This window comes from Pontibacter populi, from assembly GCF_040278685.1.
Classification (GTDB): Bacteria; Bacteroidota; Bacteroidia; order Cytophagales; family Hymenobacteraceae; genus Pontibacter; species Pontibacter populi.
The window spans coordinates 73443-88786 of sequence record NZ_JBEOKT010000017.1; the positions used below are offsets into that span (position 1 = coordinate 73443).

At 44.9% G+C, this 15344-nt stretch carries 14 protein-coding genes; 3 read left to right on the plus strand and 11 right to left on the minus strand.

What is annotated here, in order from left to right:
* Positions 1-90: 90 nt before the first annotated feature.
* A complete protein-coding gene (locus tag ABS362_RS15925; protein WP_350413608.1) occupies positions 91-1587 on the plus strand; it encodes a M43 family zinc metalloprotease in 1497 nt (498 codons plus the stop codon).
* A 4-nt stretch (positions 1588-1591) separates the two neighbouring features.
* On the opposite strand, the gene ABS362_RS15930 is transcribed toward ABS362_RS15925, so the two are convergent.
* From ABS362_RS15930 to prfA, 3 genes are all read right to left on the minus strand, one after another.
* Positions 1592-2017: a secondary thiamine-phosphate synthase enzyme YjbQ gene (locus ABS362_RS15930; RefSeq protein WP_350413609.1), complete on the minus strand. Its 426-nt coding sequence runs from the start codon at positions 2015-2017 to the stop codon at positions 1592-1594.
* A 207-nt stretch (positions 2018-2224) separates the two neighbouring features.
* Positions 2225-3601: a hypothetical protein gene (locus tag ABS362_RS15935; RefSeq protein ID WP_350413610.1), complete on the minus strand. Its 1377-nt coding sequence runs from the start codon at positions 3599-3601 to the stop codon at positions 2225-2227.
* Positions 3602-3762: 161 nt separating this feature from the next.
* A complete protein-coding gene (gene prfA / locus ABS362_RS15940) occupies positions 3763-4839 on the minus strand; it encodes a peptide chain release factor 1 (protein WP_350413612.1) in 1077 nt (358 codons plus the stop codon).
* A gap of 297 nt (positions 4840-5136) precedes the next feature.
* Here prfA and ABS362_RS15945 point away from each other — a divergent pair, with 297 nt between their 5' ends.
* Complete coding sequence (locus ABS362_RS15945; RefSeq protein WP_350413614.1) at positions 5137-5457, plus strand: thioredoxin family protein; 321 nt, start codon at positions 5137-5139, stop codon at positions 5455-5457.
* 2 nt (positions 5458-5459) lie between these two features.
* Positions 5460-5702, plus strand: coding sequence for a DUF6952 family protein (locus ABS362_RS15950; protein ID WP_350413616.1), 243 nt, complete (start codon positions 5460-5462; stop codon positions 5700-5702).
* A gap of 53 nt (positions 5703-5755) precedes the next feature.
* Here ABS362_RS15950 and ABS362_RS15955 read toward each other — a convergent pair whose 3' ends face one another.
* The 8 genes from ABS362_RS15955 to rbfA form a co-directional block, all read right to left on the minus strand.
* Positions 5756-6364, minus strand: a complete 609-nt coding sequence (locus ABS362_RS15955) for a TetR/AcrR family transcriptional regulator (protein ID WP_350413617.1) — start codon at positions 6362-6364, stop codon at positions 5756-5758.
* A gap of 137 nt (positions 6365-6501) precedes the next feature.
* The gene (locus ABS362_RS15960) at positions 6502-7182 is read right to left on the minus strand and encodes a carotenoid biosynthesis protein (RefSeq protein ID WP_350413618.1); all 681 of its coding nucleotides are present in this window, start codon (positions 7180-7182) and stop codon (positions 6502-6504) included.
* The gene (gene crtD, locus ABS362_RS15965) at positions 7179-8666 is read right to left on the minus strand and encodes a 1-hydroxycarotenoid 3,4-desaturase CrtD (protein WP_350413620.1); all 1488 of its coding nucleotides are present in this window, start codon (positions 8664-8666) and stop codon (positions 7179-7181) included. Before crtD ends, ABS362_RS15960 begins: the two co-directional genes overlap by 4 nt.
* Before the next feature lie 67 nt (positions 8667-8733).
* Positions 8734-9174 (minus strand): SRPBCC family protein, encoded by a 441-nt coding sequence (locus tag ABS362_RS15970; RefSeq protein WP_350413622.1) that lies wholly within the window; start codon positions 9172-9174, stop codon positions 8734-8736.
* A gap of 238 nt (positions 9175-9412) precedes the next feature.
* On the minus strand, positions 9413-12340 hold the full coding sequence (locus ABS362_RS15975; protein WP_350413624.1) for a DEAD/DEAH box helicase: 2928 nt from the start codon (positions 12338-12340) through the stop codon (positions 9413-9415).
* 177 nt (positions 12341-12517) lie between these two features.
* Positions 12518-13741, minus strand: coding sequence for an ABC transporter permease (locus tag ABS362_RS15980; RefSeq protein ID WP_350413626.1), 1224 nt, complete (start codon positions 13739-13741; stop codon positions 12518-12520).
* A gap of 109 nt (positions 13742-13850) precedes the next feature.
* Positions 13851-14660, minus strand: a complete 810-nt coding sequence (locus ABS362_RS15985; protein WP_350413627.1) for a class I SAM-dependent methyltransferase — start codon at positions 14658-14660, stop codon at positions 13851-13853.
* Between the two features lie 24 nt (positions 14661-14684).
* Positions 14685-15092: a 30S ribosome-binding factor RbfA gene (rbfA, locus tag ABS362_RS15990; RefSeq protein ID WP_199109011.1), complete on the minus strand. Its 408-nt coding sequence runs from the start codon at positions 15090-15092 to the stop codon at positions 14685-14687.
* Positions 15093-15344: the final 252 nt, after the last annotated feature.

Sequence of the window (15344 nt, forward strand, 5' to 3'; positions counted from 1 at the left end):
TAGCCAGATACACAAGAATTTAATATCTTTACACTGATCCTGGTAGTTTAGCCTGCGTACAATATCTTATACCTTTACTCCCCGGCTTTTATGCGCTTTTTTACTCTTGTGTGGTTTATACTGTTGTTTGTCGCTATGCCCGGCTTTAGCCAGCAAAAGAGTCGTACCTGCGCAACAGAACTATACCAGCAAACACTGGAGCAACTACAGCCCGGCATAAAATTGCAGCAGAAACAAGCCACAGAGGCCGCACAGCAATACCTAAGCCAGAAGCGTCAGGGCCAGCAAATGCGCAAAGCAGCCGACCTTATCTCTATCCCGGTAGTGTTTCATGTGGTTTATAATACTCCGGAGCAAAACATTTCTGATGAGCAGATCCACTCGCAGCTGGCAGTGCTTAATGCTGATTTCCGGAGAACAAACGCTGACAGGATAAACACACCAACACATTTTGCTGATCTTGCAGGCGATGCCGGCATCGAGTTCTGCCTGGCCTCTACGGCTCCGGATGGTAGCTTAACAAATGGCATAACCCGTACTCAGACCAGCAGCACCTCATTTAGCGCGAACAATAACAACATTAAACGGCAGGACAGGGGCGGCGCACCCGCCTGGGACCGCAATCAGTACCTGAACATCTGGGTAGGCAATATTTCTAATGATATACTAGGCTGGGCAACTTTCCCGGGCATGGGCTCTTCGTCGCAGTATGATGGCGTAGTATTGTTTTACAAAACCGTTGGAGAACCTCCTTACAACCCATTCAGGTCACAATTTAACAAAGGCCGGACCGCCACCCACGAGATCGGGCACTGGCTCGGCCTGCAGCACATCTGGGGAACAGGTAACGAATCCTGCTCCGACACAGATTACATAGACGATACGCCAAACCAGTACAGTCCAAACTACGATTGCCCCACCGGAACTATAGTTTCCTGCGAAAACGGTCCTTACGGCGACATGTGGCAAAACTATATGGACTATAGCGATGATGCCTGCATGAACCTGTTTACCAACGGCCAGATAGCTTATATGCAGGCGGTACTTAATTCGTCGAGGAGCGAGCTGTTAACTTCGGTAGCCTGTAACGGCGGCCTGCGAGCCAGATTTGAGGCTGAAACAGATACTTTGATACAGGCTGGTGAGCTGGTGCAATTCAGAGATAGGTCAATAGGGGTTAAGCCAAGCTCATGGCTCTGGGAATTTGAAGGCGGTAACCCAGCAACTTCTACAGAGCGCAATCCGTCAGTTACCTACAAAAAGCCCGGCATTTACAAGGTTAGCTTAACTATAGCCAACAGCGAGATGAGCAGCACTGAAACCAGGGAAGAGTTTATAGAAGTTACCCCAAATGACCTGACAGTTTACCCGGTACCGGCGTCCAACTATATCATCATAGAACAACCCGCTCACGTAACGCTGCGCCAGGTAGAGCTCCTGAACAGGGCAGGCCAGGTAATAATGACCCAGGAAGTGACCACCCGCAAAGCAGAACTTAAAACGACAGGCCTGCCAAGTGGCTTATATTACCTCCGCATCAGTAGCTCAGAAGGGGTAATCACCAAAAAGGTAACTATAATAAAGTAGCGGCTTAGTTGCTTCCGTTCAGGGTAACCACGATCCAACGCTTGGAGGCATGGTTGCGGTGCTCGCACAAATAAATGCCCTGCCAGGTTCCTAAATTAAACTTACCGTTTGTGATAGGTACCGTTACTGAACTCCCCAGAATAGCAGCTTTTAAATGCGCAGGCATATCATCAGGACCTTCGGAAGTGTGGCGGTAGTAGCTGGCATTTTCGGGCACCATCTGGTTAAAGTGGCTTTCAAAATCCTGGCGTACGGTTGGGTCTGCGTCTTCATTTATAGTTAAGCTTGCCGACGTGTGTTTTATAAATACATGCGCTATACCCACTTTAATATCTTCCAGTTCCGGCAGTTGTGCTTCTATCAGGTCTGTTATCAAATGAAACCCTCGCTGCACAGCCGGTAATCGTATCTCTTTCTGGTGCCAGATCATAGTTTTTATAGTTAGAAAGTTGGGAAGTTAGAAAGTTAGAAAAGGAGCTATAGTTTAGGAGTTAGAGAGTTAATGAATTCACGCCCTTGCTGTGTTTTCACCAGCAAATATAAAGTAGGTCATTTAAGATCCCATAATGAAGTATAAGCCAAGCAAATGAGATATAGTTACTTTCTAACTTACACTTTTCTAACTTTCTAACTGCTCTCAGTCTATCGTTCGTTCGTAGGCCCCGATGTCCGGGTTAGTAGCATGGCGTGTAGCGCCGGTTATGTCTTTGGTTATAGTTGGCAAAACCCAGGCTGCATTGCTCGCCGGCGACAGCGTGTCTAACCTGAAATTATACTTGCCGAGATCTTTAAATTTTGGTTCTTTGTTGAGGATATTCCCGTTCCCTTTCAGGGCATCTGCATATTTGGCGGTGCGCAGCAGGTTGTGGGCAATTTCCATAGTTACGGAGTTCTCTGCATCCAGCAATAACTCATCCTCCGAACTATAGCCATCAGAGTAAACTATAGTGTTTATCAGTCGCAGGCTTGTTGGTTTGTCTTTTATCTCGGTGTCCGGAATGTAATCGGTTATTACAAAAGCCGGGTTTGGACGCGCCAGCGAGTTGTTATAGTTCACGATAGTGGAGTAAAGCACCTCATAGTTACCGCCTCCCAGACCACCGAACCCAAACTGCCCGCAATTATAGATCAGCGAATTTACCACCTGCACATCAGACGTAAAAGCGATAATCCCATCCAGGAAAGCATTCGAGATAATACAGCCTTCAACCAGCGTCCCAGACTTACCCGGGTTACCAATGCGCAAACCGTAGATCGTATTTCGGATGTCGGCGTACTTTATACTGTTGTTGCTGCTTTTGGCCAGTATCCGGATGCCTTCCCATTGGCCGGGTGCCCGTACATATTCTGACTCACGACGATAACCGCTAAAGGTAACACGTTCTTCCGGGGTACCATTTACGTTTAGGGTGCCATTCACCAGTAACACGCCTTTACTACCTGCCACTATGCGCGCGCCTTTATTTATAGTTAGTGTCGAGCCTTCTCGTAACAAAACAGTATCCAGCAGCACATGCGGCAGCTCGCTGGTCCATGTGGTGGTGCCTATAGTTTCTTTTCTGTGGAAGACTGCGTTTTGCCCGTAGGCTACCAGCTTTATAGTTTGGCGCTGCCCGTTTGTATCAAAAAGGATAGAGTCAGATACCAGGAACGGCAGGTTTGCATCGTTGGGGTTGATATTTACTTTAACCAGTATGTACAGGCTGTCTTTACCGCGGAGCTCAAGGTTGTTACGAACTATGGTTTCCTGGCCGTTGATGATGAGGTTATAAGGAGAAGTCGCCGCGCCTGCCAGTGTAATGTTGCTGATACGAACTGCCTTTTTGTTTGGGTTGTAAACTTTCAGTCGTTTGGTTACACTGCCCTGTGTTACAAAAACAGTATCGAACAACACCGTATCCTGCGAGAACTCAAGTACAGCCCCCGGATCTGTGGTCACTATCTCATCTTTCGGCTCGCAACTAAACATCGAGAGCAGAAACAGCAGGGGCAATATGGCAAGCAGGTATTTCAAGTTTTAATTGTTGGATTGTTGATTGTTGAAGATCATTATAGTTGACAACCGTTCAGCAATTTAACAATTAAACCATTAAACCTTCAGCAATAAAAAAAGGATGCAGTTACGGCTATCTGCCAACCTGCATCCTTTATATATCTCTTTAGCTGTTACAGCTATTATTCTGCAGTAGCGCCTTCTTTCAGTCTTTCGGCGTTCTCTGCAATACGAAGCTCTTCCACAAAGTTTTCAATACCACCATCCATTACCGAAGGTAAGTTATAAACTGTGTAACCGATACGGTGATCAGTAACACGACCCTGCGGATAGTTATAGGTACGGATCTTATCAGAGCGGTCGCCGCCGCCAACCATAGACTTACGCTGTGCACCTTCTTCTTCGTTTTTCTTAGCGAGTTCCTGCTCGTAAATACGCGAACGAAGTACTGCCAATGCTTTATCAAAGTTCTTTAACTGCGATTTCTGGTCCTGGCACTGCGCGACAAGGCCAGTTGGTAAGTGTGTTAAACGAACAGCTGAGTACGTCGTGTTTACCGACTGACCACCCGGGCCCGAAGAACAGAAAAGATCCTTACGGATATCGTTCATGTCAAGCTCAATGTCAAACTCTTCTACCTCCGGCAATACAACCACCGATGCTACCGACGTATGGATACGACCCTGCGTTTCGGTGGCTGGTACGCGCTGTACGCGGTGCACACCCGACTCAAATTTCAGTTTGCCATACACGTCTTCACCCTGCATACCAACTATAATTTCTTTGTAACCGCCCGATGTACCTTCTGTGGCATCGATCAGTTCGGTACGCCAGCCCATCTTTTCAGCAAAGCGGATGTACATACGGTAAAGGTCGCCGGCAAAAATAGAAGCCTCATCGCCACCAGCACCAGCACGTATCTCCATTATAATATCCTTGCTGTCGTTCGGGTCTTTTGGTATCAGTAACTCTTTCAGAGCATCTTCCATTGCATCACGCTGCGGTATCAGCTCATCCAGTTCTTCTTTGGCCATCTCCCTGAAATCTTCATCCTTTTCAGTCGAAATCACCTGCTTGGCGTTGTCGATGTTGCTCAGGATGTTCAGGTACTTCTTATATTCAACAACAATCTTATCAAGGTCTTTATACTCTTTGTTCAGCGCCTTATATTTCTTCATGTCGCTGACCACATCAGGCTGAATAAGCAACTGGCTTACCTCTTCAAAACGCTGGTTTATGGCTTCTAATTTATCTAACATTGGGTTTTTCTATTTATAGGCTGCAAAGATACAAAATTGGCATCTAGAATTTAATATCCATTTTACCACATCCTGTAATTCTAACACCTTAATTGATTCTAAACTATAACTTTAAACTAATAACTATAGTTTCAGATTACCAGTGACTTGCTAACAAACTAATATTATAGTCTAAAACTATAAACTCATAAGTTAAATCTATCATATCTATTACCAGAGTTTCAGTTGAAACATTTACTTTTGACACGAGTTATAACTAGTCATTGAACGAATTACGCATTATAAAAACAACACAACATGGCTGTAATAAAAGCAACAGATAGTGATTTTGCGAGCATTGTAAGCTCTAACAAAAAAGTTTTGGTAAAATATTATGCTGACTGGTGCGGTAACTGCCGTTTATTCTCGCCTAAATTTAAGCGCTTATCAGACGACGAGCAGTTTGGCAGCATTACCTTTGTAGATGTAAATGCTGAAACCAGCCCGGAAGCCCGTAAAATGGCCGGTGTTACCAACCTGCCTTTCTTTGCAGTATTCAAAAATGGTCAATTAGTTGATACGTTAGCAGCCAGCAAAGAAGAAGCTGTACTAACCCTTATCCATAAATTAGACGCTTAATTATGAAAATACCTGCCATAAAAAAATTAGTAGAAACACAGGAAGTAGACGCGTTAATGGCCGCCGAAGCAGCTATTATTGACGAACAGCCTTTAGCTATTGAAGTAGATGGAGATGATGAAGGCGAGCAGTTGACACATATTTTAGCTGCCATCTGGATCCTGAACCACATGCAAGAAACCGGCGAGGATTTTAAAACATCGTTGCGCGAATACACTAAAAAGGTGCGTGTTTCTATCAGCTAGAACCGATTTATACTTTACAAAAAAGGCCCGGACTTATTGCCCGGGCCTTTATGTTATAGGGTATTTTTTGCGAAGAACTCTTCGGCCATTTTACCGCCATGCTCGGTACAGATGCCGCGAACATAGTATAAATAGATGCTTCTGAAAACTTCGGCTAAGTCATACTTATCCGGCGGAAAAACCATTGGGTTGATCATCATAAAGAACTGCTCCAGGATGATCTTGGTAACCAGTTGCAGGTTTACATCTCTCCGGAAATAACCTTCCAGAACGCCCCTGTTCAAAATCTCAGCGTTTACCTGTTGGTTGTTGTTAGCCAGGTTATCCAGGCTTACCTGCCAGGCTTCCGGGTAAAGTTGCAGATCAGAAATAAACACGGGATTTATTTCTTTCATTGATTTTATACCATCTACCAGCAACATCATTATCTCCTCAACCGGATTATTTGCCATTTTCAGCAATTCCTGTTGCTTGTCGTTCTGCTGCTTAATATCAAATTTTATTACCTGCAGCACCATATCCGGTTTATTCAGGAAAAGCTCATGATAAGTAGATTGCCTAATATCTAATTTCCGGATAATATCTGCTTCAGAGTTTGCCTCTATACCTTCACGCTTAAAGAGTTGCAGAACTTCGCCCAGAATAGTTTCTAAAAAAGTCATTGTTAAAATTAAACAGCTACCGGATCACATAACGTTAGCTTACGCACAAATACCCCAAAGGTCAGGGTAATACTCTGCAAATTAGCCAGACTTTACTGTAAGTACAAGTCCATATCCGCAGCAAACAACTTTAAAGTTTACAGCATACTATATAAACCTATAAAAAACAGTAACTGAACCAGGTACACATACGGTGCCAGCGCGTTTTGCTTGTTTACATCTGTAGCCTGAAAATATAGTTGCAGCAAGAACGCCAGCCCAAACCAACCAGCATAGTTAGACAAAGGTATCATATCACCCTGCCAATCCCAGAAATCGAACTGCATGGCTACCGGCTCCATAAAAAAATCGAGTACGACCATTAATACCGCACCAGCCAATGTTTTAACTAACAGATTCGCTTTTAGCTTGTTAACTATAGTTCCGGTACTATAGATCAGCATCAGCCAGTTAAGCCCGATCAGGAGCGGCACATCCCATAGTTTGGTACCCAGCGCTTCGCCGTAAGTATATTGCCCGAAAAGCAAACCGGTGTGCACCCCAAGTACCTCTGCCATAAACCCTGCTATAGTTACTACTGCTGCAAAAACCAGGAAAGTATTGTTCCAGGTGCGGTGCAGGCTAAAAAGCAAAACATTGGTAAGCATCAGGTTTAGCGGAGTAAGCTCCTGGAAGTACATGGGCCTGCCACTGAACATCAAACCCCAGAAACCTACTATATGAAAAATTACCAGCACGGCCAGGCAAACCCAGAAACCTATCGCCCTGGTGGTCTTTTCTGACATAGTTGTCATGCTATCTTCTATAGTTTTGATCATGATGAATGTTGTTTGTGCGATGGCTCGGGAGCCAGGTCTGCTACTATTTTTGCCGAAAGCAAACACAAAGGAATGCCGCCGCCCGGGTGTACGCTGCCACCACAAAAGTAAAGTCCTTTCAGTTTGCTGCTAAAATTAGGATGCCTGAGAAATGCAGCCAGCCTGTTATTGGAGCTGCTACCATAAAGTGCTCCCGCAAATGAGGAGGTCTGGCTTTCTATAGTTAGCGGGTCAAGCACCTGCTCGTGTTCAATAAGTTGTTCCAGGTCTGTATCCAGCATCTTGCTTAGTTTCCGGATCACTGTTTCACGTGTAACGGAGGTTAATTCCTGCCAGTTCTGGCCCTGGTTATGCGGCACGTTCACCATTACAAACCAGTTCTCGCTACCAGCCGGTGCATCCTGTTTTTCGAGTTTAGAGGTGATGTTTACATACACCGTAGGGTCCGGGCTTATAGTTTTGTGTTTAAAGATATGCTCGAACTCGGTTTTATAGTTGCCGCTAAAGAAGATGTTATGCAGGTGCAACTCCGGAAATTCCTTTTTGATACCCCAGTAAAAGATGAGCGCAGAACTGGAGCGCGGTTGCTGCAATACAGTTTCAGGGGCAGGCTGGTTGGGTAGCAAATAGCGGTAAGTTGGCACCACATCCATGTTGCTCACCACTATATCTGCGTTATAGTTTGCCTTTATAGTTTGCACGCCCGTTACGTGGCCATTGTCAACTATGATCTGCTCTGCTTTCTCGTTATATCTGAATTGCACACCAAGTTCTTCGGCCAGCTTCACCAGGCTAGCAGCTATACTATAAATACCACCTTTGGGGTAAAAAGCGCCAATGCCATGCTCCAAATGCGGAATAATATTTAATGTAGCCGGCGCCTGGTAAGGATCAGAGCCATTGTAAGTAGCAAACCTGTCGAGTAATTGCACAAACCTGTCATCAGCAAAAAACTCTTTATTAGCCTCGTGCATGGTTGTGTTCAAGCCTAGGTCAGGCAGGCATTGTATCGATTTCAGCACATCTGCGCTAAGGTAAGTCCCCAGTTTGTGCAGCGATTTATGAAGAAAGGTGTCGGCGGTGCCTTTGTATAGCCTTGCACTTTTATTAAGCGCTTGCATTACGGTTTGCTGAGGTACACCTAGTTGTTTTTCTGCCTCGTTAGCAAATTGCTCAGGGTCGGCCCAGGCTTTTACCTTACTGCCATCCGGCCAGAAATAATGGGTTATCGGGTTGAGGCGGGTGTAAGTAAAATAGTTTGCTGGTTTGCGGTTGGCAAGTGTAAAAAGCTCATCCACCAAATGGGGCAGGGTAAACAGCGATGGCCCGGCATCAAATCTATAGTTGCCCAGCCAGAACTCATGCATTTTGCCGCCAAAGCTTTCGTTGGCTTCAAATACAGTAACATCGTAGCCTTTTACGGCCAGGCGTATGCTTGCCGCAATACCGCCAATACCCGCACCTATAATCGCTGCTTTTGCCATGCTATAAGTTACTGATTTCTGAGTTTCTGTGCACTAACTGGTAGCATACCCGAAAGGTTTTAAGAACCTATAGTTTCCCGAATATTTTCCTGTAAACCGGCTTCCGCATACTGAACTGTGCAACCATAACCGGGTAAAGCATAAGGTCGAGTAATTTGTTGCCGGTACTATAGGTTATAATATCGTGTATGGTTGCGCTGCTGTTAATTGCTGTTACCAGGTGTTTGTGTCGCCATAGTTTAAGCGGGGGAGGAAGTACCTGGCCTTCATCTACAAACCAGGCTTCGGTGTCAGTTATAGTTCGTTCGGTTATCAGGCTTGTCCACCTGAAAGATTTTATACCTGTCTGCAATTCCACTTCCACCACATCACCGGGCTCGGAGCCATCAAACCGTATCAGCTTTAATTTAGGATAGGACGGTGCTAGTTTGCGGAATAATTGCTCATCAAAAGCATCAAACACCTGCTTATAGTTTTGCCCGACATTAGTTCTAAGATGTATCTGCATGTGTTTGATTGATGATTGTTAATTCTTTATTGTCATTTCGAGTTTTTGCGAGAAATCTATCTGAAATTCTAAATAGATCTCTCCTTGCGTCGAGATGACAAGTGAGGTTGCTTGAAGATTAACTATAAGCAACTATAAAAGTTATAGTTCGCGTTAACAAAAATGCCGTTGCACTATAGTTGTAACGGCATTTTATAAGTTAAAAAATCAAAAATTTAACCATCAAGCAATTCAACAATTAACTAAGCAGACTATCTATATCCTCTTTTGTCAGGCTCTTGATCACGTTCTCATCAATGCTGATAAGGTCGTTTACCAGTTGCAGTTTGCGGTTTTGCAGGGCCAGAATCTTTTCTTCCACCGAATCTTTCGTGATAAACTTGTAGGTAAACACTGTATTCTGCTGACCGATACGGTGTGCTCTGTCAATGGCCTGCGCTTCTACGGCCGGGTTCCACCATGGGTCCAGTATAAACACATAATCGGCTGCGGTAAGGTTAAGGCCTACGCCACCAGCTTTCAACGAGATCAGGAATACCTGTATCGTTTCATCTGTCTGGAAAAGCTCTACCTGCTCTTGCCTGTTCTTCGTATGCCCGTCCAGGTAAGCATAAACTATGTCACGTTCATCCAGGGCAGCCCGCACAATTTCGAGGTGCTTTACAAACTGGCTGAAAATTAAAACTTTATGCCCCTTTCCAACCACGTTCTTCGTCATGCGCAGCACTTCCTTTATCTTCCCCGATTCCCCCTCGTAATTTGGGTCGGCCATTAACGGGTGGTTAGCAATCTGGCGGAGCTTCATCAGACCCTGCAACAGCATAAACTGAGTGTTGCCCGGCCCGTTCTCTTCCAGGTTGGTCAGTATCTTGTTGCGGTAATATGACTTTGTTTCTTCGTAGGCATGCTCCTGCTCTTCTGTCATTTTACAGTAAGTGGTGTGCTCTATCTTTTCGGGCAGCTCTTTTGCCACCTGCGATTTATGCCTGCGAAGTATAAAGGGCTTTATCAGCGCGTGTAGTTTGCGTGTTTTCTGCTCGTCTTTTTCTTTCTCGATCGGTTTCAAGAACTCGTTCCGGAAGAAATGCTGGTTGCCTAATAAGCCCGGGTTAATGAACGACATCTGCGACCAAAGATCCATGGTGCTGTTCTCGACAGGCGTACCGGTAAGTATCAGCCTGTGCTTAGATTTCAGCGACCTTACAGCTTTAGACGTAGTAGAATCCGGGTTTTTGATGGCCTGCGACTCATCCAGGATAATATAATCGAAGTAATACTGCTGTAGTAGCTCTGCATCCAAACGAACTATACCATACGAGGTCAGCACCACATCATAGTCCTGAAAATGCGATACATCTTTGTTACGATAGGTTCCGGTATAGCTCAACACACGCAACTCAGGAGTAAATTTCTGAGCCTCGTGCAGCCAGTTATAGATAAGCGAGGTTGGCATTACCAGCAACGTAGCCGATTCCGCTCCATGCTCTTTGCGGTGCTGCAGCATGGCCAGCGTTTGCACGGTTTTACCAAGACCCATATCATCGGCAAGGCAGCCGCCAAACTTATAGTTCTGCACAAAATGCAGCCAGTTATAGCCCGCTTTCTGGTAAGGTCTTAGCTCACCTCTAAAGCCAGCAGGTAACGGATGATCTTCTATAGTTTCGAACTCACGTAGCTTTTCCAGTTTACGGCTCATCGTTACTGTAGCCAGGTTGCCGTTATACAGGTCGTTTACCAGTGCCATGTGGTGCTTACGTAGTGTTAGTTGCTCATCACCTTCCGAGAAAGCGAACAGCTCAATGTACTGCGTAAACCACTCATCCGGAATAATAGCAACCTGCCCGTTCGGCAACATAAACTCGTTATTCTTGGTCAGGATATGGCTCTTTAACTTGATGAACGGAATCTCGAACTCACCAAAACGAACTATACCGTAAATATCAAACCAGTCGTTTTTCTCGGTTATGCCTACTTCCACGGTCACATCGCCGATAAAGTAATTCTTGCCGCTTTTATCAGACTGCTTTATTGTATAGCCCTGCTCTTCCAGGTCCGAAATGTGTGAGCCAAGCCACGCAAAAGCAGCTCCTTTTTCCAGCACGGCCACACCATTCTTCATTTCAAGGCCGCGGCTATTTAGTTCTTTGCAAAACTCTTTTTCGCGCACGGCATCACGCACCAACCTATGAAAAACAAAATTATCAGGCGTCTTCTCCAGGCTCACGCTTATCTTTTTGTTTTCAGCGGCCTGCACTTCCTGGTTACCGTATTTGTAGCTCAGTTCAAACAGGATCTTATCCGGCTCACGGTCAATTTTAGAGTCAGGTTGTGCTCTGGCCAACAAACCGGGCACATTAGCCGCTTTTATAGTTGAAAAAGCCAGTTGCGGCTCAGGGATATATTTTTCTTTCTTTATCTCGAAAGCAGACGCATATACATCAAACGACTCCAGGAGCAGAGCTACAAACTTGCTGAAGTAATTCTCTTCTATGCTCCGCGAAATAACTATCTGTCGTTTATTCAGGAAAGGCTGAAGTTTTTTTCCATCTATTGGCTTCTCAAAACTATAGATCACACCATTCAGCATCAGCCAGGCCGGCTCATAACAGATCAGTGCTGCATTCTTAAACATGAATTCCAGCTTTTGGCCGGCATATTTTATAGTTGGGAAGTAATGTGTGTTACCGTCGTCCTGGCGATGGAAATGAAACAGAACCGAAGCTTTTTCAGGCGCAATAGAAACTTTACGCCAGGTTGGTTCGCCATCTTTGCCCATAATAAAGGTCTGCTTGTTGCGCAGCAGTTCCAGTATTTTACCCATGCGCACCTGTATATAATGGGTTATAGTTTCCTGCAGCGTTTTATCTCCTTTTTCAGGGTCATACACTTTCAGGAAAAAATCGACAGGCGACATTTTTTTGGGAGAGAACTTTTTAAGCACTGCATCCTGCTGTATCTGGTCGATCAGCGGCATTAGCTTAAAGTCGTCAGCATCCAGGCCGGAGGCAAACTCGCTCGCATTTTTAGCCGAAATGTTCTGGTGCTGAAGCGTAAGCTGCCCACGCGAGTTAACCTGAACTACAAAAGATTCGAACTGGTAGCCAAGATATTCGTGCTCAAACAGTGAATAAACTACCTGAAAAGGCTGCGTGGTAAAAACTTTCATTACAGATTCTATTTCGGACCACGAATTTACCCATTAAACAGGTCACAACCTATCAAAATCAGACTTATTAGGCGCTCCGAAAACAATTTTTCAGTCAATAACCTGAAGTGTAAGGCGAATGTTTACAAAACACCCGTTCGGAAAGAAAATCAGGTAGAAATTAAGGGGAGAGATGGGTTAAATATTTTCGATAACAGACATGGCAGCGGCTTTGCGGGCCGGCCTGATAGACACTAAAAGTGTGATGATAACTATAGCTGCACCGGTTAACACAAAGTCCTGTAGTTCCAGTTTAATAGGATAAGCTTCCACTAAAGAAGTTGCCATCCCCATCGAGATGATTCCAAATGTTTGCTGCAGGTTACAGATCAGCATCCCCATTGATAAACCATAGGCTGCACCAATAAAAGCAACCAGCGCACCTTCAAAAAGGAAGATATTCCGGATAGTAGTAGCCGTAGCACCCATAGAGGCAAGTATGGCAATGTCTTTCTTCTTGTCAATTACCAGCATCGAAAGCGAGAAGAAAATATTAAGCGATGCGATGAACAGGATAAATGCAAAGGTAACGAACACAAAAAGCTTCTCTACCTTAACGGCGCGTAGCAAACTGGTATGCTGCTCATCGCTGTTCTGTATTCTAAACTTTTCGCCCAGTAGTTGTTGCAACGATTCTTTTACATTTTCTATGTTATAGCCTTTCTCTACTTTTATTTCTAAAGCTGTTCGTTTGCGGCCATACTCCAGCAATTCAGCTGCATAGTTTAGCGGCACAAACACATAGGCATCGTCGTACTGTCGCTCAATGGCAAAAACCCCACCCGGCAATATAGGTAAGCTATTAAAAGCACCTTCAGGATTCATGGGGTTAAACTTAGTGTTACGCGGATACAAGAACTGCATCGGCACGAACTGGTTGCCCGGCTTTATAGATAGCTGGTACTGCACCCCACGGCCTACCAACGCATAATACTTATCATCCTGGATTAGGTGATGATGGCCTTCAACTACTGACGTATCGATCTCGTTTTGCTGGAAGAAATTTTCGCTTACACCTTTTATTTTCACCACCATCTGGCGGTCGTTGTAACGCAGTAGGGCATTGTCTTCTATCACTTCCGAAACCACAGCTACACCCGGCATCCTTCGGATCCGGTTCATAAACTCGGTATCCGTTTCAAAAGCCTTGCCTTCAACTATAGTTATCTTCAGGTCCGGGTCAAAGCTGGAATAGATCTTCCGGATAAGATCTTCGAGCCCGTTAAAAACCGACAAAACTATAATCAGCGCCATAGAACCCACAGCTACGCCGATCATCGCAATATTCGAGATAATGCTTATGATGTTCCGCTTCTTTTTAGAGAAGAAGTAGCGTTTCGCTATGAGAAAAGGGACGTTCAAATTTTTGTTGTTCGTTGTTCGTTTTGATGGATTAATGGCTTAACTGTTGAATTGTCGTTTCTACTATTATTGATCAACAATTTAACAATCAGCCATTCAACAATTAAACTTACTTCCAGGCTTTTACGATCAGGCCAGTTCCGGATGCATGCCTGTTGTTCACATCGAGCCAGTTAAGCACTAGACTGAACGGGAATGTAACAAGATAGTAAAACGGAAGCACTATAAAGAATAGTTTTGATGTGTTCAGCATCAGCATAGGGTACTTCATCGATAGTCTCCAGGAGATTTGGCCTGGTTTGCCATACGAATACCGCGCTTCCATTTTACTGAAACCTGCTGAGCGCAACTTGTCCTGAATCTCGTTTATGTTGTAGCCATCGCGTACGTGCTCTTCTATAAAAGAAGTTTCATCGTCGCCATGCACATCAGAACCGCCCTGGTCAGAAGGAGTAGAGATTACCAGCATACCACCCGGCTGAAGCGAACTATAGAAGTTTTTGAACACGTCTACATCTTCCAGGATATGCTCCATCACGTCTACAGAAAGGATAAGATCATAGCTATTCGGTTGGCGGAAATGTACCAGGTCAGCTATTTTGAAAAGCACGTTGTGGCGGCCAAGCTCGCGCATGAACCTGTTGTTATCAGATACCTGCTCTTCCTTCACATCTACTGCCAATATGTTCCACTTCGGGCTCATACTGGATAAATGATAAGTATACTGTCCAAAGCCGGCACCAGCATCCAGGATATTCTGTTCTTTATTCCGGCGATCAGCAGCCCACTGGCGCAGCTCTTTATGCACATGCCAGGTACGCAGCAACAACAGATCTAACAGGTTAAAAAATACACGACGCAGGAACGGAGTTTTGTTGAAAACATCTCCAAGTACCCGCTTTATTGGGTCGTAATGCATAAGGGTGAAGCGAAACTAAGGCTATTATTTATCGTTATCGATGTCTTCGATATAATCGTCGGTATCGTAATCTTTGTCAGTTGGCGGAATCTCGATCCCTGTGAAGAGCTTATCGATATGAGCAGCGTATTCGGCGCTGTCGTCCAGGTAAAACACCAATTCAGGTATTACTCTAACCTGGCTTTTAATGCGTTGCGCCAGGTGGTGGCGAATTGTTTTGGTGTTCACGCGCAGCTCCTGTAGCAGCTCTTCCTTGTTAGGTGCCAGCATAACACTAAGGTACACACGTGCCAGCCCAAGGTCCGGAGATACGCGAACAGTGCTAACAGAGATATAAGCGCCACCAAAAAGGTGAGTCGTTTCTCTCTGAAACACTTCTGCCAGCTCTTTTTGTATCAGGCGTGAGAATTTCTGTTGTCTTTTACTTTCCATACGAAGATGCAAATATCATATTAATTTCGCATTTTTACCCCAAAAGCGCCTTATTCATTTCAGGTGCATTGGTTTATAGTACTCTCTAACTCTCTCTTTCCTTGGTTAGTTACTTCAGAAGTGTCCGGCTTTCCCGACTTAATTCGCTGATCTTACTATTCCTGGCTATTCAGCTGCCTTTATACCTGCTGCTTACATCTGTAACCATGCAGGAGCTTTTATATATGCTGATCGGGGAGCGGATGGCAGACG